A 20,066-nucleotide genomic window follows, 5' to 3' on the forward strand; every position below is an offset into this window, starting at 1 on the left:
CGTCCCGCAAGTTTCTGACTGCCCATGCCGTGCCCGTGAACCTCCGCCTCATCAGGCGTAGTTGGACCGGGCGCCGGCCTCTGGAAGGGATCGGTCTCTTGTCCTCATCGCCCGGTACGTCCAGCGCCCCCGTCTTCCGCAGCCTCCCGCCGACCGCCGACGTCGTGATCGTCGGCGGGGGCGTGATGGGTGCCTCCATCGCCTTCCACCTCGCCGAGGCCGGGGTGCGCGACATCGTCGTCCTCGAACGCGGCGAGCTCGCCTGCGGCAGCTCCGGCAAACCGATCGGCGGCGTCCGCGCCCACTTCTCCGACCCCCTCAACATCGAGCTCGGCCGGCGCAGTCTGCGCGCCTTCCAGGACTTTCCACACCGGCCTGGCGCCGACATCCGCCTGGACACCGTGGGCTATCTCTTCCTGCTCACCAGTGAGACGCAGGCCGCGGAGTTTGAGCAAAGCGTCCGCCTCCAGAACGGCATGGGCGTGCCCAGCCGCATGGTCGACGCGGCCGAGGCACGGCGCCTGTGCCCCTACCTGAGCGCCGACGGTCTGGTGGCCGCCGTGCACTCCCCCACCGACGGGCACGCCCGCCCCGCCCTGGTCGTGCGCGGGTACGCCGACGCGGCGGCCCGGGCGGGCGTCCGGTTCGCCACGCACACCCGCGTGACCGGTATGGACACCCCAGGTGGCCGCGTCAGCGCCGTGCACACCGACCGCGGCACGATCGCCTGCGCCACCGTGATCTGTACGGCGGGCGCCTGGTCCGGGCAGATCGCCGCCATGGCCGGCGTGGACCTGCCCGTCAGGCCGGTGCGCCGCCAACTCGCCTTCACCGAACCGCTGTCGCCGTCGGCGCCGCGGATCCCCTTCACCATCGACTTCACGTCGTCGGCGTACTTCCACAACAGCGACGACGGCCTGCTGTTCGGTCTCGCCGACCCCGGCCAGCCCGACGGCTTCGACACCACGTGGACTCCGGAGTGGCTCGGCCTGTTCCGGGACGTCGTGCGCCACCGCGCCCCCGCGCTCGCCGCGATGCCGGTCGCCGACGGCTGGGCGGGCCTGTACGAGGTCACCCCCGACCACAACGCGCTGATCGGCCGCTCCGGCGAAGTGCCCAACTTCCTTTACGCCACCGGGTTCTCGGGCCATGGATTCCTCCAGGCACCCGCCGTCGGCGAGATCGTGCGCGATCTGCACCTGGAGCGGGAGCCGTGCGTCGACATCGCGCCGATGAGCGTCGAGCGGTTCCGGGCCGGGGCCGCGATCCGCCCAGAGGCGCACGTCGTATGACTCGTCCACCCGCTTCGAAAGGCAGGCCTTTCATGATCAGCCAGTGGCGGCTGCGAGCCGCCTTCGCCGTCCGGCTCTCGGAGATGTACGGGCGTGAGGTTCCCGCCTACACCACGCTCGTGGACGTCTCGCGCGAGGTGAACGAGGACGTCCTGCGCGCTCGGGGCGCCGACGCCGAACGGCTCGGCTCCATCGGCCGGGTCACCGCCGAGCGGCACGGCGCCATCCGCGTGGGCACCCCCGCCGAACTGCGCGATGTCGCACGGGTCTTCGGCGCGCTCGGCATGCGTCCGGTCGGCTTCTACGACCTGCGGGAGGCGGCCGCTAGCGCGGTGCCCGTCGTGTCGACGGCGTTCCGTCCCGTGGACGCCGAGGAGCTGGCGCGCAATCCCTTCCGGGTCTTCACCTCCCTGCTCACGCCCGCGGACCCGCGCTTCTTCGACGCCGACCTGCGCGCCCGCCTGGAGACGTTCCTGGCCGGGCGTGAGCTGTTCCCACCGGAGCTGCTCGCCCTGGCCGACCGGGCCGGTGCCGAGCGTGAGCTGCCCGAAGCGGAGGCCGAGCGTTTCCTCCAACTGGCCGTCCAGGTCTTTGAATTGTCCGCAGAACCGATCGACCAGGCATGGTACGCGGAGCTGGAGAAGGTCTCCGCGGTCGCCGCGGACATCGGCGGCGTCGGCTCCACCCACATCAACCACCTCACCCCGCGCGTCCTGGACATCGACGAGTTGTACCGGCGCATGACCGACCGGGGCATCGAGATGATCGACGCCATCCAGGGCCCGCCCGACTGGAAGGGTCCCGATCTGCTGCTGCGCCAGACGTCCTTCCGCGCCCTGGCCGAACCGCGCGCCCTGCGCCGGCCGGACGGCACCGTCACGCGCGGCGCGCTGCGGGTGCGGTTCGGCGAGGTCGAGGCCCGCGGCATCGCCCTCACGCCCGCGGGCCGCGCGCTCTACGACCGGCTGCTCGCCCTCGTCGACGACCAGGTTGCCGCCCGCCCGGCGGCGGACCGCACCGCACTGGCCCGCGCCCTGTGGGCCGAGCACGTCCCCGGCAGCGAGCGCGAACTCGCCGCCCAAGAGCTCGCCTACTTCACCTACAGCGTCAGCCCTGACCGCGTCCGTACGAGCACCCAACTACCCGCCACCATTGGCGAGTTGGTGGACCAAGGCTGGGTGCGGGCCGAACCCGTGGTCTACGAGGACTTCCTGCCGCGCTCCGCCGCCGGCATCTTCCAGTCCAACCTCAGCGGCGAGGGCTCCCGGAACACCGGGCAGGAAGGCGCCGCGTACGACAGCGACTGGCTCTCCGGCGCCATCGACCGCGAGGTCCTCGACCCGTTCGCCCTGTACGAGCACCAGCAGAGCCTCTCCATCACCCGGGTCGGCCGCGAACTGGGCCTGAGCCTCGACGGCACGCACCCCCGCTGAAACCCCTCCGCCCCACCCGCACACCTCACCCAGGGAGCACCATGACCGGCACCACCGCCCTGCCCACCACCGACGACCTGCGCGCCCGCGCCCGCGCGAGCCTGGACCGCATCGGCGTCGCCGTCCCGGACGGCACCGGCCTCCAGGCCCGGACGCCCATCACCGGCGAGGACCTGTTCGGCCTGACTGCCGCGACCGCCGCCGAAGTCGATGAGGCCGTTGCCGCCGCACGCGAGGCGTTCCTCGCCTGGCGCGTCACACCGGCCCCGCGCCGGGGTGAACTCGTGCGCCGCCTGGGCGAGTTGCTGCGCGACCACAAGAGCGACCTGGCCGATCTGATCACCGTCGAGGCGGGCAAGATCCGCTCGGAGGCGCTCGGCGAGGTCCAGGAGATGATCGACATCTGCGACTTCGCGGTCGGTCTCTCCCGGCAGCTCTACGGCCGCACCATCGCATCCGAGCGCCCCGGCCACCGTCTCGCCGAGACCTGGCATCCGCTGGGCGTGGTCGGTGTGATCTCCGCGTTCAACTTCCCCGCCGCGGTGTGGTCGTGGAACACGGCCGTGGCGCTGGCCTGCGGTGACACCGTGGTCTGGAAGCCGTCCGAACTGACCCCGCTGATCTCCCTGGCCTGCGACCGGCTCCTCGCCCGGGCCACGGAGGAGGTCGGCGCGCCCCGTGACGTACACCGGCTCGTGCTCGGTGACCGCGCGGTGGGCGAACGGCTTGTGGACGACCCGCGCGTCGCGCTCGTCAGCGCCACCGGCTCCACCCGCATGGGGCGCGAGGTCGGCCCCCGCGTGGCCGCCCGCTTCGGGCGCTCGCTGCTCGAACTCGGCGGCAACAACGGCGCGGTGGTGGCGCCGTCGGCCGACCTCGACCTCGCCGTGCAGGGCATCGTCTTCGCTGCCGCGGGCACGGCGGGCCAGCGCTGCACCACACTGCGCCGCCTGATCGTCCACCGCGACATCGCGGACACGCTCGTCGCACGCCTGACGGCCGCGTACACCAAGCTCCCCATCGGCGACCCGTTCGACGAGAACACCCTGGTCGGCCCGCTCATCTCGCCCGCCGCCCTCGACGGCATGCAGGACGCGCTCGCCCGCGTACAGGCGCAGGGCGGCAAGATCCTCGCCGGCGGCAACCGGCGCCTGGCCAATGCGGCGCCGCAGGCCGCGTACGCGGAACCGGTCGTCGTCCGCGTCGACGAACAGACCGACGTCGTACGGCAGGAGACCTTCGCCCCCATCCTGTACGTCCTTATCTACGACACCCTGGAAGAGGCCATCGCCCTGCACAACGACGTCCCGCAGGGCCTGTCCTCCAGCATCTTCACCCGCGACCAGCAGGAGGCCGAGCTCTTCCTGTCGTCCGAGGGCTCCGACTGCGGCATCGCCAACGTGAACATCGGCACGTCCGGCGCGGAGATCGGCGGGGCGTTCGGCGGCGAGAAGGAGACCGGCGGCGGCCGAGAGTCCGGCTCCGACGCCTGGCGCGCGTACATGCGCCCGGCCACCAACACCATCAACTACTCCAGCCGGCTCGCCCTCGCGCAGAACGTCAACTTCCTCTAGACGCCGGACCAGCGGCCGCAGCGCGGGCCTCCTGCTCGGAGGCCCCGCCCCGTCTCACCCCCCGGGCCCTCCCTTGACAGCCCCTCCCGTTCCCCCACAGGATCACTCCCGTGAACCTGTCAGACAGCCAGACAGGTGACTCGGTGCCGCGGCGCGTCAGCGCCATGGAAGCGGTGCTCGGTCATCTGCGTACTGCCATTGAGCGCGGCGACTACGCCGTCGGGGACAAGCTGCCCTCCGAGGCGGAGCTCTGCCGTCGCCTGGAGGTCAGCAGACCCGTGCTGCGGGAGGCCCTGCGGGCCCTGCAGACCATGGGGCTCACCGTCTCCCGCACCGGCAAGGGCACCTTCGTCGTGTCCAACGGTCCGGACGAGGACCCCACCTTCGGCGACTACGCGGCCAGCGACCTCCTCGAGGTACGTCGGCATGTCGAGATCCCGGTGGCGGGGTACGCCGCGGCGCGCCGGACGCCCGAGGACCTCGACCATCTCGCCCACCTCCTCGACCGGATGGAGCGGGAGACCGACACCACTGCCTGGGTGGCCATGGACACCCTCTTCCACCTCGCCGTCGCGCAGGCCGCCCAGAACCCGGTCTTCCGCCGCGTGATCGAGGAGATCCGGGACGCGCTGGCCCGCCAGTCGGCGTTCCTCAACGAACTCGGCGGGCGCCGCGAGCAGTCCAACCGCGAGCACCGCGCCATCGTCGAGGCCCTGATCGACGGCAGCGAGCACGACGCCACCGACGCGATGGCGCACCACCTCGACCGCGTCGAGACCACCCTCACCGCGATCGTGCGCCCCGAGCCCACGGACGCCCCAACGGAAGGCGGAGCCACAGCGTGAGCGAGCAGTCCATCGACGAGCAGACCGGGCGGATACCGAAGGCGGCCGCGCATGTCGACGCCGGTGACGCGGGGTACAGCAAGTCCCTGAAGTCCCGGCACGTCAACATGATCGCCATCGGCGGTGCCATCGGAACGGGGCTCTTCCTCGGCGCCGGCGGCCGCCTCGCCGAGGCGGGTCCCTCGCTGTTCATCGCGTACGCCGTCTGCGGCCTCTTCGCCTTCCTGGTCGTCCGCGCCCTCGGCGAACTCGTCCTCTACCGGCCGTCGTCCGGCGCCTTCGTGTCGTACGCACGGGAGTTCCTCGGCGAAAAAGGCGCCTACACCGCGGGCTGGATGTACTTCCTGAACTGGGCGACCACCGGCATCGCCGACATCACCGCGGTCGCCACCTACACCCACTACTGGGGCATGTTCTCCGACATCCCCCAGTGGGTGATCGCCCTGATCGCGCTGGCCGTGGTCCTCACCGTGAACCTCATCTCCGTGAAGATCTTCGGGGAGCTGGAGTTCTGGTTCGCGATCGTCAAGGTCAGCGCGCTGGTTCTCTTCATGCTGATCGGGATCTTCCTGCTCGTCACCCAGCAGCCCGTGGACGGCCACTCCCCCGGCCCGTCCCTGATCTCCGACAACGGCGGCATCTTCCCGAGCGGCCTGCTGCCGATGCTGTTGATCATCCAGGGCGTCGTCTTCGCGTACGCCTCGGTCGAGCTGGTGGGCGTCGCGGCGGGCGAGACCGAGAACCCCGAGAAGATCATGCCGAAGGCCATCAACTCGATCATGTGGCGCGTCGGTCTCTTCTACGTCGGCTCCGTGCTGCTGCTCTCGATGCTGCTGCCGTGGAACAGGTACACCTCCGGCGAGAGCCCCTTCGTCACCGTGCTCTCCAACATCGGCATCCCGGCAGCGGGCGGCGTGATGAACCTCGTCGTGCTGACCGCGGCCATGTCGTCGCTGAACTCGGGCCTGTACTCCACGGGCCGCATCCTGCGCTCCATGGCGATGTCCGGCTCCGCGCCCCGGTTCACCGGCGTCATGAGCCGCAGCCAGGTCCCGTACGGCGGCATCCTGCTCACCAGCGGCATCTGTGTGCTCGGCGTCGGGCTCAACTTCGTGGTCCCCGCCGACGCGTTCGAGATCGTCCTCAACTTCGCGGCGCTCGGCATCCTCGCCACCTGGGGCATGATCATGCTCTGCCATCTGCAGTTCTGGCGGAAGACCCAGGACGGCGACCTCGAACGCCCGGACTACCGGCTGCCCGGCTCTCCCTGGACCGAGCTGGTCACCCTCTTCTTCCTGGCGTCCGTCCTGGTCCTGATGTACGCCGACGGGGGCGCGGGACGCACGACGGTGCTGTGTCTGCCGCTGATCGCGGCCGCGCTGGTGGCCGGTTGGTACGGCGTGCGGGGCAGGGTGGCGGCTGTGCGCAAGGCCGGGGCGGATACGTGAGCCGTCTCAGTACACCTTCCGCGTACGGCCGTTCGCTCGCTGAGGCGCCCTCCGTCCGGGAACCGCTGCACGCGCCCGTCGCCCACCTCGTACGCGGGAGTGTCATCGAAGGCGTCCACTACGGCTCGGTCGTCGTGCTCGGCGCGAACGGCGGTGTGGAGCTGCAGATCGGTGACATCGAGGTCGCCTTCCATCCGCGCTCGGCGCTCAAGCCCGTGCAGGCCGTGGCGCTGCTGCGGGCCGGTCTTCCGCTCGACGGCGAGCTGCTCGCGCTGACCGCCGCCAGCCATTCCGGCGAGGAACGTCATCTCGCCGGGACGCGGCGGATCCTGGAGCTCGCCGGGCTCGCCGATGCGGATCTGCGCAACGTCACGGACCTGCCCTTCGACCCGGTCGTCCGCGAGGACTGGCTCCGTGCGGGCCGGCTGCCGTCGAGGCTCGCGCAGAACTGCTCGGGCAAGCACGCGGCGATGCTCTACGCGGCGCGGCTGCGCGGCTGGTCGCTCGCCGACTACCTCGACCCTTCCCACCCGCTGCAGCAGTCGATCGCCCGGACCGTCGAGGACCTCACCGGGCAGGCCATCGCCCAGGTGACGGTCGACGGCTGCGGCGCGCCGCTGTTCTCCGTCTCCTTGCACGGTCTCGCGCGCGCCGCCGCCCGGATCACGACGGCCCCGCCCGGCACCCCCGAGGCGCGGGTGGCCGACGCGATGCGCGAGTACGCGGAGATGGCGTCGGGCTCCGGCCGCGACGTCGCCGCGCTGATGCGGGCCGTGCCGGGGCTGCTGGCCAAGGACGGCTTCGAAGGCGTGCAGGTCGCGGCGTTGCCGGACGGCCGGGCCGTCGCCGTGAAGATCGCCGACGGCGCGGACCGGGCGCGCGTGCCGGTGACCGCGGCGGCGCTCGCGCGCTGCGGTGTCGACCCGGCCGCGCTCGCCGAGTTCGCCGGGGCTCCGCTGCTCGGGGGCGGGGCGGTGGTTGGCGGCATCCGCCCCGCACGCTCGCTCCAACTGCTGCCTACGGCGGCCTGCGCTCCCCCGCCCCCCTTGTAAGACCAACTCACCCCCTCCAGAAGGAAGATCACCACCGCCATGTCCGTCCGCAGCGAGCACGACCTGCTCGGCCACCGTGACGTCCCCGCCGATGCGTACTGGGGTGTCCACTCCCTGCGCGCCAAGGAGAACTTCCCCATCACGGGGACGCCGATCTCCGCGTATCCGCATCTGATCGATGCGCTGGCCGCCGTCAAGGAGGCCGCCGCCCGCGCCAACGAGGAGCTCGGCCTGCTCGAACCGGCCAAGGCGGCCGCCATCGTCGAGGCCTGCCGGGAGATCCGCGACGGCAAGCTGCACGACCAGTTCGTCGTGGACGTCATCCAGGGCGGGGCCGGGACCTCGACCAACATGAACGCCAACGAGGTCGTCGCGAACCGGGCGTTGGAGCTGCTCGGCCACGCCAAGGGCGAGTACGCCTTCCTGCACCCGAACGAGGACGTCAACCTCGGCCAGTCCACCAACGACGTCTACCCGACGGCCGTCAAGATCGGCACGGTCTTCGCGGTGCGCGGCCTCCTCAAGGCCATGGCCGTGCTGCAGGACGCCTTCGCGGCGAAGGCGATCGAGTTCCGTGACGTCCTGAAGATGGGGCGTACGCAGCTGCAGGACGCGGTGCCGATGACGCTGGGCCAGGAGTTCTCGGCGTACGCGGTGATGCTCGACGAGGACCGCAGCCGGCTCGCCGAGGCGGTCGAACTGATCCACGAGATCAACCTGGGCGCGACGGCGATCGGCACCGGTCTCAACGCACCCGCCGGATACGCCGAGTCCGCGCGCCGGCACCTGGCCGAGATCACCGGCCTCCCGCTGGTCACCGCCGCGAACCTGGTCGAAGCCACGCAGGACTGCGGGGCGTTCGTCCAAATGTCCGGGGTACTGAAGCGGATCGCGGTGAAACTCTCCAAGAGCTGCAACGACCTGCGTCTCCTGTCGTCCGGTCCGCGCGCGGGCCTCAACGAGATCAACCTGCCGCCGGTACAGGCCGGTTCGAGCATCATGCCGGGCAAGGTGAACCCGGTGATCCCCGAGGTCGTCAACCAGGTCGCCTTCGAGGTGATCGGCAACGACGTCACGATCACCATGGCGGCGGAGGCGGGCCAGCTCCAGCTGAACGCCTTCGAGCCGATCATCCTGCACTCCCTCTCCGAGAGCATCACGCATCTGCGCACCGCCTGCCTGACGCTCGCCGAGCGGTGCGTCGTCGGGATCACGGCCAACACGGAGGGGCTGCGCGCGGCGGTGGAGAACTCCATCGGCCTGGTGACCGCGCTGAACCCGCACATCGGGTATGAGGCGGCGACCTCCATCGCGAAGGAGGCGCTGGCCTCGGGGCGGGGCGTGGCTGAACTCGTCCTGGAGAAGGGGCTGTTGCCGGCCGAGCGCCTGGCCGAGCTGCTGCGGCCTGAGGTTCTGGCGGGGTCGCAGTCCGGGTGAGCGATGGGGTGCGTGGTCAGGAAAAGGACAGGGGCGCAGCCCCGTTCCTTTAGGGGCGCGGGGAACTGCGCGACCAGCCCCCGCATACCCGCACTCGCCCGCAGACCTCCGCCACCCACCCCATGGCGCGCCCATCCATCATCCCGGCGACACAATGGTGATCATGACCTCGTCCCTCACCTTTCAGCCCGTCCTCGACCGCATCGCCGCCGAGATCGAGGAGACCCCGGGGCGCGGCCGCCCCGCCGGTTACATCCCGGCGCTCGCCGCACGCGACCCGCACCGCTTCGGCATGGCCGTCGCCGAGCTGGACGGGACGGTGTACGGGGTGGGCGACTGGCGGGAGCCGTTTTCCACGCAGTCCATCACCAAGGTCTTCACCCTCGCGCTCGACCTGGCGCGCGAGGGTGACGCGCTGTGGGAGCACGTCGGGCGCGAGCCCTCCGGCAACCCCTTCAACTCGCTGGTCCAGTTGGAGTACGAGAACGGCATCCCGCGCAATCCGTTCATCAACGCGGGCGCGCTCGTCGTCACCGACCGGCTGCAGACCCAGACCGGCGACGCGGCGGGCGCCCTGCTGCGCTTCCTGCGCGCCGAGAGCGGGAACGAGCGGCTTGCCATCAACCATGATGTCGCCGCATCCGAGTCCGCCCACGGCGACCGCAATGCCGCCCTCGGCCACTTCATGGCGTCGTACGGGAACATCGACAACCCGGTGCCTGTGCTGCTCGACCAGTATTTCCGCCAGTGCTCCATCGAGGCCTCCTGCGCCGACCTCGCCCTCGCCACCGGCTTCCTCGCCCGCCACGGCATCCGTGCCGACGGCTCGCGCCTGCTCACCCGCAGCCAGGCCAAGCAGGTCAACGCGATCATGCTCACCTGCGGGACGTACGACGCGGCGGGCGAATTCGCCTACCGGGTCGGCCTGCCCGGCAAGAGCGGCGTCGGCGGCGGCATCATCGCCGTCGTCCCCGGCCGCTGCACGCTGTGCGTCTGGAGTCCGGGCCTTGACCGGCGCGGCAACTCCGTGGCGGGCGTTGCCGCGCTGGACCGGTTCACGACGCTGACGGGGTTGTCGGTGTTCTGAGGCCCACCCGTGTGCTGAGGCCCACCCGTGGGTCAGCGGCCCACGGACGCCGTAGCCGCGTCCTTGGACTCCGCACCCGAGTCCTCCGTACGCATCCAGACGGTGCGCTGCGGGAAGGGATGCTCGATGCCCGCGGCGTCGAGGGACTCCTTCACGCGGCGGCGCAGTTCGCGCGTGACGGACCACTGCTTGAGCGGGGCGGTCTTGACGACGAGGCGTACGACGATGCCGTCGACGTCCAGCGACTGCACACCCCAGACCTCGGGGTCCTCCAGGAGCACCTTCTCAAACTGCGGGTCCTCGCGCAGCGCGTGCCCGGTCTCCTCCAGGACGCCGAACAGGGTCTCCAGGTTGGTGTCGTAGGCCACGGAGACGTCGAGGACCGCGCGGGCCCAGTCCTGGCTGTCGTTGCGCACCCGCAGGATCTCGCCGTTGCGGATGTGCCACAGGCCGCCGTTGATGTCCCGGACCTGGGTGAGGCGCAGGCCGACGTGTTCGACCTCGCCGACGGCTTCCCCGAGGTCGACGGAGTCGCCCACGCCGTACTGGTCCTCGAGCATGATGAGCATCCCGGACAGGTAGTCCGCGACCAGGCTCTGCGCGCCGAAGCCGATCGCCAGGCCCACCACGCCCGCGCTGGCGAGCAGCGGGCCGAGCGCGATGCCGATCTGATCGAGGATCATGGCCAGACCCATGACGGCGATGACGACGGTCACGATGCTGCTGAGCACCGAGCCGATGGTGCGGGCCCGCTGCTCGCGCCGCTCGTCGGCCCGGGACGGGTCACGCTGCAGGACGGCCGGGCCACGGGTCGAGCGGCTCCGTCCGTTCTCCCCTTCGGCGGGCTGCAGGATGCGTTCCACGACCCGGGTGATGGCTCGCTTGGCCAGCGCGCGCACGAGCATCGCGGCCACGACGATGACGAGGATGCGCAGCGGGATGCCTATCACGGCGCCGATATTGTCCTCGATCCAGTCCGGGGCGGCACTGTGGGTCAGGAGAGGCGACGCGGACGCGTCGGTGGGTGACACGGGAAATGCTCCACTCACTAGGTGCGTGTGCCGATCGGCGCGCCGAACGTAGTTCCGGTTCTTGACGCCGGTCAAAAGATGTGGCGGGCACGTGTGAGCGAGGTGAACGAGGTGCGGGCGCCCGGCCGTTGCGGGCCCCGCTCAGGACGTGACGGCCGTCAGGAGCACCGCGGCGTCCGTGACCGCGGTCAGGCCGTGGCGTTCCGGCGGGATCGGGAGGAGCTGCCCCGCGACGAGCGTGACGTCCCCGGCGGCGGCCGTCAGCCGCACCGTGCCGCGCAGCACCTGCAGGGTCGCGGCGACGGGCCTGCTGTGCTCGTCGAGGGCATTGCCCGCCGTCAGGGCGATCACGCTCTGCCGCAGCGGAGGCTCGCTCAGCAGCAGATGTGCGCTGCGCCCGTGCGCGGAGCCCTCGGCCCGCGCCAGGTGCTCGTCGGCAAGGAGTTGCAGGTCGTACGTCGTGGTCATGCGCCCCAGCCTGTCGCGCGGGCCGTGGCCCCGCGATCCACCGGGTCCGAACGGGTCGCGAACGGACATCAGGAGCCGTGCCGCGCCCCGATCCGCAGCTGCAGCCAGCAGGCAAGCCGGTCGTCGGGGGTGTCGAGGTCGAGGCCGAAGACTTCCCGTACGCGCCGCAGCCGGTACTTGAGGGTGTTCGGGTGGATGTTGAGCCGGCGCGCCGCATCGCCGACGTTCCCGACCGCGTCCAGCCAGGCCGTCACCGAGGCGGCGTACCGCGTGTGATGGGTGCGGTCGTGGTCGAGCAGCGCCTCGACGCCGGGGTGGCGCAGCCGCGGCCGGTGGTCCAGTGCGTCCGCGAGGTGGGCGATGAGCACCTGGGCGTGTACGTCGGTCAGCGCGGCGACGTCGGGGCGCTCGGGGTCGCCGGTGGTGACCCGGAGGACGTCGTCGGCCTCGGCGCGCAGCTCGGACAGTTCCGTCAGGTCCGTGGTGAGCCGGCTGACGGCGGCGCGCGGCGGCCGGGTGCGCGGGCGGGAGACGGCGGCGAGAGCCTGGGCGGCCTGCCGCCGGGCCGCTTCCAGGTCGTCGGCGGGCAGCAGGACGTACACGGAGCGAGGGCCGGTGGAGACCGCGGCCTCGGGACGTACTGCCGAGAAGTGCCTGCCGAGGTCGGCGCCCAGGCGTGCGAGGAGCGTCCCCGCCTCCGCGGTGGGAGGCAGCGGGGCGAAGGCGAGCACGGTGACCTGCGTGCCCGTCGGCAGGCCGAGGCGCTGAGCCGTCTCCCGCACCGGCGCGGTGCCGTCGAGCGCGGCGCGCAAGGCCTGGTCGCGGGCGTGCAGTTCCAGGGCGGCGGCGCTTCTGCGGCGCAGCAGGTGCAGGGCCGCGGTCCCGGCCCCCTCCAGCAGGGCTCGTTGCCCGGCGTCGTCGAGAGGCGCCCGGTCCACGATCGCCCAGATCGTGCCGAGGGGAAGGTCTCCCGCCCGGATGGCGACGGCGGCGCGCGGCAGTTCGCCATCGGCAAGGCCCGGCAGCGCGAGGACACCAGGGGCGGCAAGGACGTCCCGGTACTGGCGCTGCTGCCGGGCGGCCTGAGCGGCCGGCTGGCCGGGGACCTGCCGGCCGAGGATGCCCTGGCGGCGCAGCTCGTCGATGCGCTGGCCCGGCAGTGTGGAGTGGGCGAGCACCCGGGTGTCCAGGTCCTCGATGGCCACCGATCCCCCGATGACCGCCGCGATGGCGTCGGCGAGCGCGAACAGCTCCTCGCCGCTCGCGTCACCGCCTTCACTGATTGGCGATCCCGACCATTCCATGGCCGGATCCTAGGCGATCCCGCCAAGGCGGCTGGAGCGGGGCGGGCTCCAGCATGGTGCGACCGGTCCCCGGCTCGGGGAGACCGCAGCGCATGTACGGAGGAAGACCATGGCCATCCCGGTCGCGCCGACCACCCAGCCGCACCCGTCGCCGGAGGCCTCGCAGGCGGCGCTTCTTGGTCTGTTCCCGCCGGGGACTGCGCTCGCCGATGACGGCGGCCTGGTGATCGGCGGCTGCCGGGCGACCGATCTGGCGGAGCGCTTCGGCACACCCGCGCTGATCGTCGACGAGGCGGCGCTGCGCGACCGCGCACGGCGGTACGCGCGTGGGCTCGCCGCACGGTGGCCCCCTTCGCGGGTCGCGTTCGCTTCCAAGGCGTTCCCGTGCACCGCCGTGTACCGGCTGCTCGCCGATGAGGGGCTGAGCATCGATGTCGCGAGCGGCGGTGAGCTGACTCTGGCCCTGGCGGGCGGGGTCGACCCGGCTTCGCTGGTGGTGCACGGGAACGCCAAGACGGACGCCGAGCTGCGGATGGCCGTGGAGGCGGGGGCGGGCCTTGTCGTCATCGACAACTTCGACGACATCGACCGCCTGGAGCGGATCGTCCCCGGCTCCGCCGAGCAGCCCGTTCTCGTCCGGGTCACCCCCGGCATCCGTCCCGACACCCACGCGGCGGTCGCCACCGGACAGGAGGGATCGAAGTTCGGCCTGACGCTGCCGCAGGCCCGGAAGGCGATCGCCCGGCTGCGCGGAAGCGACCGGCTGCGCCTCGACGGCGTACACGTCCACATCGGGTCCCAGATCCTCGACACCGATCCGTTCGCCCGGACGGTGGAGGCGGTGGCAGGTCTCGGCGCCTTCGCCGTCTACGACCTCGGCGGCGGCCTGGGGGCCCGCTACACCTACGACGATCACCCGCCCAGCGTGGAGGAGTACCTCGACGCGCTGGTGGGTGCCGCGCGCCGCGTGCTGCCCGCCGACGCGCAGATCGTGATCGAGCCCGGCCGGTCCATGGTGGCCGAGGCCGGGGTGACCCTCTACCGCGTGGTCACCGTCAAGCACGGCGAGCCGACGTTCGTCGCCGTGGACGGCGGGATGGGCGACAACCTGGAAGTCGCCCTGTACGGACAGCGTTTCGAGGCCACCGTCGCCACGCGCGTGGGCGGCGGCGACCCCTGCGATCTGGTGGGCAGGCACTGCGAGTCCGGCGACAGCCTCAGCACGGGCGTGCGCCTGCGCGACCCCCGTCCCGGAGACGTCATCGCGGTGCCGGCCACCGGCGCGTACTGCTTCTCGCTCAGCAACAACTACAACGGCGCGCTGCGGCCGCCGGTCGTCTTCTGCGCCGACGGCGAAGCGCGGGCCGTGGTCCGCCGCGAGACGTACGACGACCTGCTGCGCCGCGACATCCCCTGAGCTCCGCCCTCTCCCTGTTTTCCCTCTTCCCCGTAGGAGCCTCGATGCCCGTTCGGCCGACGCTGCGTCAACAAGCGCTGAGGCGCAAGCCGTTGCACACCTTCACCACGGAGTCGGACGGGGTCGGCGGGCTGCGCCGCACCATCGGTCCCTTCCAGCTCACCATGATCGGCGTCGGCGCCACCATCGGCACCGGGATCTTCTTCCTCCTCGGCAGCGCGGTGCCGGAGGCAGGACCTGCGGTCGTGGTGTCGTTCGTCCTCGCGGCGGCCGCGGCGGCGCTCACCGCGCTCTGCTATGCCGAACTGGCGTCGGCGGTACCGGTGTCCGGCTCCTCCTACTCCTACGCGTACGCCACGCTCGGCGAGTTCGCGGCCTGGGCGGTGGGCTGGTGCCTGCTCCTCGAGTACGCCGTCTCGGGCGCCGCGATCGCGGTGAGCTGGGGGCAGTACCTCAACGACTTCACCGAGCGCCTCTTCGGGTTCCGGATGCCCGAGGCGATATCGGCGCCACCGGGCGCGGGCGGACTGATCAACCTGCCCGGGGTGGTCCTGGTGGGCCTGTGCTGCCTGCTGCTTGTGCGCGGCGCCAAGGAGTCGGCGGTGTTCAACACCGTGATGGTGCTGGTCAAGCTTGCGGTGCTCGCCCTGTTCGTGGTGGTGGGGATCACCGGCTTCGATGGCGGAAATTTCCAGCCGTTCGCTCCGCTCGGCGTGGCGGGCATGGGCACGGCATCGGCCACCGTGTTCTTCGCCTTCATCGGCCTGGACGCTGTGTCCACCGCAGGGGAGGAGGTCCGCAACCCGCGACGCACTCTGCCGCTGGCCATCGTTGCCGCCCTGGTCGTGGTCACCCTCACGTACATCCTGGTGGCCGTGGTGGGTGTGGGCGCGCAGCCCTGGACGGCGTTCGAGGGGCAGGAGGCCGGGCTCTCCGCCATCCTCGCCGCGGTCACCGGAGCCGGCTGGCCCGCCGTGCTGCTCTCCGCAGGGGCGGTCCTTTCCATCGTCAGCGTCACCCTGGTCGTGCTCTACGGACAGAGCCGCATCCTCTACACGATGGGGCGCGACGGCATGCTGCCCGCCGCGTTTCGCCGGGTGAGCCCGCGCACCGGCACACCGGTGTTCAGCACACTCCTGACCGGCGGCTTCGTCGCCGTCCTCGCGGCGGTCTTCCCGCTGGACCTGCTCGCCGACCTCACCAGCATGGGCACTCTGGCAGCCTTCGCGGTGGTGTCCCTCGGCGTGCTCATCCTGCGCCGTACGGCCCCGGACCTCGACCGCGGTTTCCGGGTCCCCGGCTATCCGGTGGTGCCGCTGCTCTCACTCCTGGCCTGCGGCTACCTGATCTATGAACTGCCGCTCGGCACCTATCTGTTGTTCGGCGGCTGGCTGTGCCTGGCCCTGGCCGTCTACCTGTTGTACAGCCGCCGCCACTCACGGCTGGAGGCGACCGCCGAGGCCGCCCCTGGGCAGGTCCCTGTATGACGCCGTGACGCGACTGCGCCCCGCCGGTCCGGCGGGGCGCAGTGCCACAGGATGGGGTCCGACCGTCACACGAGTTCGGCGGCGGGTTCCGCTGCCGCGGGCCGGTCCGTGCGCACCGCGACGGCTCGCGGCGCGTGCGCCGCCCTGAGGCCGACGAGGGCGACGGCCACGACCAGGGCGAAGGCCGCTCCGGCGATGGCGAAGCTCAGCGTGAACTGGCTCTCCTGCGGCAGCGCGGGCATGCCCTGCGGCAGCTCGATGGTCTTCGACGCGAGGAGCGAGGTGATCACCGCGCTCGCGACGGCGCTGCCGACCGAGCGGGAGATGGAGTTGATGCCGTTGGCGATGCCGGTCTGGTGGGCCGGGACACTGGCGACGATGAGTGCCGGCATCGAGGCGTAGCCGAAGCTGATCGCGAGGCCGATGACCATGCCCGCGCCGATCACCGATGCGGTGGTGCCGTGCGCGGCGGTCAGCCAGGCGAAGCCGGCCACTCCGAAGGCGGCGCCTGCGGCCAGCGTGAAGCGTGCCCCGATCCGGCGCACAAGCAGCCCGCCGACCTGGGCGCCCACCAGCGAGACGAGGGTGGTCGGCAGCAGGTAGACGACGGCCGCGTCGAGGACCGAGGCGCCGAATCCGTATCCCGTGAGCTGTTCGGGCATCTGCACGAGGTACGAGACGCCGATGAACTGGGCGAACATCGCGAAGCCGAGAAGCAGCCCGGCCAGGTTCGTGAAGAGGACCGGCCGGTGGACGAACATCTTCATGTCCACCATCGGCTCCTTCACCCGCAGCTCGGTGAGGACCCACACCCCCGCCATGACGATCGCGCCGGCGAAGGCGCCGAGGGTCCGGCCGGAGGTCCAGCCCCACTCGTGGCCCTGGGAGATGGGCAGAAGCAGCAGCACGAGCAGCAGTGCGAGGGTGAGGGCGCCCAGCCAGTCGGTGCGTCCGCCGGTCTTCGCGCGCGAGGCCGGCACCACGAACAGCACTCCGGCGAGCGCCACGACGGCGAGCACCACCGCGAGCCAGAAGACCCGGTGGTAGTCGGGGTCGGAGCCCTGCGTGAGAAGTCCGGCACCGACAAGGGCGAGCCCGCTGCCGAAGGCGAGGGTGCCGCTGACCAGGGCCATGGCTCCGGGCAGCTTGGCCGGCTTGATCTCCTCGCGCAGGACGGACAGGGCGAGCGGGAAGATCGCGGTCGCGGCGCCCTGCATGACGCGGCCGATGATCAGCCAGGTGAGGGAGCTGGTGGTGGCGGCGAGCACCGAGCCCGCGATCATCACAAGGAGGACGCCGATGAGGGTGGGCTTCTTGCCGTGCTGGTCGCCGAAGCGGCCGAGCAGCGGGGTGAAGACGGCGGCCGAGAGCAGCGTGGCGGTGGTCACCCAACTGACGTTCGCCGTGGTGGCGTTGAGGTCGGCCTGGATGATGCTCAGGACCGGGACGACCAGGGTCTGCATCATCGAGACGACCATGGCGGCAAGACCGAGCGCCAGGACGAGCAGGGTCTGCCCGGAGGCTCGCGGGGGCGCGGCGCGATGTGCGTGGGACACGGCGGTTCTCTCTCAGTTCTCTCTGAGTTACTTGCTGTTACTTGCTGTCACTTGCTGTTGGCTGCCGAGTTACTTGACAACCTTGATGCTTGATATTCTCAAGCAACGAGGTCGACCGTAGACGCCGATATTTGAGATCGTCAAGTTTCACGAGGTAAAGTGACCGTCATGACAGGCTCTCCCCGCACCGACACGGCCCAGCTCATGGAGCTGCTCTCGCTGTCGCTCGGCGCCTACTACGGCGACTTCACGCTCGCGGCGGCCAGCGAGAACCTCACGGCCAGCCAGGGCAAGGCCCTGACCGTCCTGCGCCGGGGCCCCGCGGCCATGCGCTCCCTGGCCGACACGCTGACCTGCGACGCGTCGAACATGACCGGCATCATCGACCGCCTGGAGAAGCGCGGCCTGGTCCGCCGGGAGCCAAGCCCCTCCGACCGACGCGTCAAGAACGTCGTACTCACTGCGGAGGGCGAGCGCGCCACGGACGCGATCCGCGCCAAGATGCACACCACGCAGGAAGGCCTGGACCGCCTCACCGCCCAGGAGCGCGACACCCTCCACACCCTGCTGGAGCGAGTCTTCCTCGCGCAGCCCGCGGTCTGAGCACCGCCGGGCCCTCCGCCGCCCAGGACCGGGGAACCAGAACATGGGCGACCTTTGGCCACAACCTGTACGTCTCTTGAATCCCCACTGACCAGTGCTCGGCAAGTCTGGGGTCACTCCCGCCACAGAGGACACGAACGGCGGAAGTGACCGCTACCGCACTGGAGTTGAGATGAACCGCAAGAGCCGCATACGTGCCACAGTCGTCACCACCACCGCCCTCGCCGCGGCTGCCACAGTGACCGTGGGAGTCGCCATGGCCGCTTCCAACGGCGCCGCCCACGCGACAGCACCCAAGTCCGCGTACGCCAAGCCCGCCAAGAACGCGTACGCCAAGCCCACGGAGAAGCAGATCGCCGCGCTCTTCGACGGATGGAACAAGGCCTTACAGTCCGGCGACGCCGAGACCGTCGCCGCGCGGTACGCGAAGGACGCGGTGCTGCTGCCCACCGCCTCGCCGCAGATCCGCACCGACCATGCCGGGATCGTCGACTACTTCGAGCACTTCCAGCTGAACAAGCCCCAGGGCGAAAAGGTCCGCGGTCTCATCAACATCCTCGACTCCGACTCGGCGATCGACGCGGGCCTGTACAGATTCCACCTCACCGATGCGAAGACCGGCGAGAAGCGCACCGTCGAGGCCCGCTACACCTTCGAATACGAGAAGCGGGACGGCCGGTGGCTGATCGTCAACCACCACTCCTCGGTGGTGCCGCCCGCGAGCTGACGCCCCTCGCCGCCGCGCGCCAGGGGCTGATCACCTGCCGGTCCTGCTGAGTTCGGCCCGGTAGTCGGGCAGGGCGAGGGTGCTGACCTTCTCGCCCTGCTTGAGCATCCAGTTCAGCAGCGAGCGCCTGCTCAGCAGGGCGTTGCGGAGGCGGAGGCCGGTCGCGGTGGCGGGGGCGAGGAACTTTCCGGTGCGGTCGCCGCCCTTCTGGCAGCCCTGGGCGTAGCCGCGCATCCTGTTCTCGTACCGGGCGAAGGCCGCGCGGTGATCGCCGTTGGCCAGCGCCAGTTCGCCGGCCAGTACGTAGGCGCCGACCACGCCGGTTCCCGTGCCCATGCCGCCGATGGTCGCGCCGCAGGCGGCGTCCCCGACGAGGCCGATCCGCCCCGTGGACCAAGTGTCCACGTCCGCCCGGCTGATCGAGTCGAAGTACAGCTCCGGGGCCTGCCGCAGGGAGTCGAGGAGCCGCGGAACCTCCCAGCCGAGCCCGGCGAACGCATCGGCGATCAGGGCCTTCTGCTGCTCCGGGTCGGAGCGGTAAGCCAGTTGGGGCGAGGCGAAGACGAAGAAGGCACCGGCCTGCGACGCGTCCTGGTGGCCGCCGCCGACGGCGGCGAACCGGCCCGGCGCGTTGTGGCCGACCGAACCTCGCCCGAGGCCCATGTAGTTGGGCAGCTGCCAGGTGGCGGCGTAGTAGCCGAGATGACGTACGAAGTTCTCCTCGGGGCCGAAGGCGATGCGGCGTACGTTGGAGTGCAGCCCGTCCGCGCCGATCACGAGGTCGAACTCCCGAGGCGCGCCATGCCGAAAGGTGACCCGCACCCCGGCGGTGGTCTCGGTGAGGCCGGTGATCGAGTCGCCGAAGACGTACTCGGTGTGCGGGAGGCTCTGTTCGTAGAGCACCTGGGACAGATCTCCGCGGAGCACTTCCACCTCGCCGCCGGCGAACTCGGCCGGAAGGTGCAGCAGTTGTCGCCCTCGCTCGTCGACGAAGCTCATCGGGCTGCCGCCGGTCTGGATCCCGCGCAGCTTGTCGAGTACCCCCATGCGCTCCAGCACGGTCAGGTGCGTCTCGCCGCGGAAATCGACCGCCTGGCCGCCGGCGCGCAGGCCCGGTGCGAGCTCGACCACTGTGGGTCTGAACCCGTGGCGACCGAGCCAGTAGGCGAGCGCCGGGCCCGCGATGCCGGCACCGGAGATGAGGACGTTCTTGGTCATGGACAGCACTCCCCGCAAAACTGTGTCCACTGGACACTGATTATTAGTGTGTACCGTAGACACAGTTTTGAGGACCTGCAAGACCGC

At 71.1% G+C, this 20,066-nt stretch carries 17 protein-coding genes; 12 read left to right on the forward strand and 5 right to left on the reverse strand.

Annotated elements, in window-relative coordinates; all coding sequences use genetic code 11:
- Positions 1 to 98: 98 nt before the first annotated feature.
- The 8 genes from OG453_RS39295 to OG453_RS39330 all read left to right on the forward strand — a co-directional run bounded on the left by OG453_RS39295 (position 99) and on the right by OG453_RS39330 (position 10,168).
- A complete protein-coding gene (locus OG453_RS39295; protein ID WP_266873509.1) occupies positions 99 to 1,292 on the forward strand; it encodes an FAD-binding oxidoreductase in 1,194 nt (397 codons plus the stop codon).
- 32 nt (positions 1,293 to 1,324) lie between these two features.
- On the forward strand, positions 1,325 to 2,725 hold the full coding sequence (locus OG453_RS39300) for a VOC family protein (protein WP_266873510.1): 1,401 nt from the start codon (positions 1,325 to 1,327) through the stop codon (positions 2,723 to 2,725).
- A gap of 41 nt (positions 2,726 to 2,766) precedes the next feature.
- Positions 2,767 to 4,299, forward strand: coding sequence for an aldehyde dehydrogenase family protein (locus OG453_RS39305; protein WP_266873511.1), 1,533 nt, complete (start codon positions 2,767 to 2,769; stop codon positions 4,297 to 4,299).
- 110 nt (positions 4,300 to 4,409) lie between these two features.
- Positions 4,410 to 5,144 (forward strand): FadR/GntR family transcriptional regulator, encoded by a 735-nt coding sequence (locus tag OG453_RS39310; RefSeq protein WP_266873512.1) that lies wholly within the window; start codon positions 4,410 to 4,412, stop codon positions 5,142 to 5,144.
- Positions 5,141 to 6,592 (forward strand): amino acid permease, encoded by a 1,452-nt coding sequence (locus OG453_RS39315; protein ID WP_266873513.1) that lies wholly within the window; start codon positions 5,141 to 5,143, stop codon positions 6,590 to 6,592. The genes OG453_RS39310 and OG453_RS39315 overlap by 4 nt, the downstream gene beginning before the upstream one ends.
- Positions 6,589 to 7,644: an asparaginase gene (locus tag OG453_RS39320; protein ID WP_266873514.1), complete on the forward strand. Its 1,056-nt coding sequence runs from the start codon at positions 6,589 to 6,591 to the stop codon at positions 7,642 to 7,644. The genes OG453_RS39315 and OG453_RS39320 overlap by 4 nt, the downstream gene beginning before the upstream one ends.
- Positions 7,645 to 7,683: 39 nt before the next feature.
- Positions 7,684 to 9,081, forward strand: coding sequence for an aspartate ammonia-lyase (gene aspA / locus OG453_RS39325; protein ID WP_266873515.1), 1,398 nt, complete (start codon positions 7,684 to 7,686; stop codon positions 9,079 to 9,081).
- A gap of 154 nt (positions 9,082 to 9,235) precedes the next feature.
- On the forward strand, positions 9,236 to 10,168 hold the full coding sequence (locus OG453_RS39330; protein WP_266873516.1) for a glutaminase: 933 nt from the start codon (positions 9,236 to 9,238) through the stop codon (positions 10,166 to 10,168).
- A gap of 32 nt (positions 10,169 to 10,200) precedes the next feature.
- On the opposite strand, the gene OG453_RS39335 is transcribed toward OG453_RS39330, so the two are convergent.
- The 3 genes from OG453_RS39335 to OG453_RS39345 form a co-directional block, all read right to left on the reverse strand.
- On the reverse strand, positions 10,201 to 11,199 hold the full coding sequence (locus OG453_RS39335) for a mechanosensitive ion channel family protein (RefSeq protein ID WP_266873517.1): 999 nt from the start codon (positions 11,197 to 11,199) through the stop codon (positions 10,201 to 10,203).
- A gap of 141 nt (positions 11,200 to 11,340) precedes the next feature.
- Positions 11,341 to 11,667 carry a cupin gene (locus OG453_RS39340; protein ID WP_266873518.1) on the reverse strand — a complete coding sequence of 109 codons (327 nt, stop codon included), beginning with the start codon at positions 11,665 to 11,667 and terminating at the stop codon, positions 11,341 to 11,343.
- A 68-nt stretch (positions 11,668 to 11,735) separates the two neighbouring features.
- Entirely contained in the window at positions 11,736 to 12,971 is a 1,236-nt protein-coding gene (locus OG453_RS39345) for a CdaR family transcriptional regulator (protein WP_266873519.1), read from the reverse strand.
- A gap of 109 nt (positions 12,972 to 13,080) precedes the next feature.
- Here OG453_RS39345 and lysA point away from each other — a divergent pair, with 109 nt between their 5' ends.
- Both lysA and OG453_RS39355 read left to right on the forward strand, forming a co-directional pair.
- Positions 13,081 to 14,388, forward strand: a complete 1,308-nt coding sequence (gene lysA, locus OG453_RS39350) for a diaminopimelate decarboxylase (protein ID WP_266873520.1) — start codon at positions 13,081 to 13,083, stop codon at positions 14,386 to 14,388.
- A gap of 44 nt (positions 14,389 to 14,432) precedes the next feature.
- Positions 14,433 to 15,875, forward strand: a complete 1,443-nt coding sequence (locus tag OG453_RS39355) for an APC family permease (RefSeq protein WP_266873521.1) — start codon at positions 14,433 to 14,435, stop codon at positions 15,873 to 15,875.
- A 65-nt stretch (positions 15,876 to 15,940) separates the two neighbouring features.
- Here OG453_RS39355 and OG453_RS39360 read toward each other — a convergent pair whose 3' ends face one another.
- Positions 15,941 to 17,431, reverse strand: a complete 1,491-nt coding sequence (locus OG453_RS39360; RefSeq protein ID WP_266873522.1) for an MFS transporter — start codon at positions 17,429 to 17,431, stop codon at positions 15,941 to 15,943.
- Positions 17,432 to 17,599: 168 nt separating this feature from the next.
- Between OG453_RS39360 and OG453_RS39365 the strand changes: the two genes are divergently transcribed.
- Both OG453_RS39365 and OG453_RS39370 read left to right on the forward strand, forming a co-directional pair.
- Positions 17,600 to 18,034: a MarR family winged helix-turn-helix transcriptional regulator gene (locus OG453_RS39365; protein WP_266873523.1), complete on the forward strand. Its 435-nt coding sequence runs from the start codon at positions 17,600 to 17,602 to the stop codon at positions 18,032 to 18,034.
- 172 nt (positions 18,035 to 18,206) lie between these two features.
- Positions 18,207 to 18,761, forward strand: coding sequence for an SgcJ/EcaC family oxidoreductase (locus OG453_RS39370; protein WP_266873524.1), 555 nt, complete (start codon positions 18,207 to 18,209; stop codon positions 18,759 to 18,761).
- A 30-nt stretch (positions 18,762 to 18,791) separates the two neighbouring features.
- Here the strand turns inward: OG453_RS39370 and OG453_RS39375 are convergent, their stop codons facing one another.
- Positions 18,792 to 19,979, reverse strand: a complete 1,188-nt coding sequence (locus tag OG453_RS39375) for an FAD-dependent monooxygenase (RefSeq protein WP_266873525.1) — start codon at positions 19,977 to 19,979, stop codon at positions 18,792 to 18,794.
- Between the last annotated feature and the right edge of the window lie 87 nt (positions 19,980 to 20,066).

This window comes from Streptomyces sp. NBC_01381, assembly GCF_026340305.1.
Classification (GTDB): domain Bacteria; phylum Actinomycetota; class Actinomycetes; order Streptomycetales; family Streptomycetaceae; genus Streptomyces.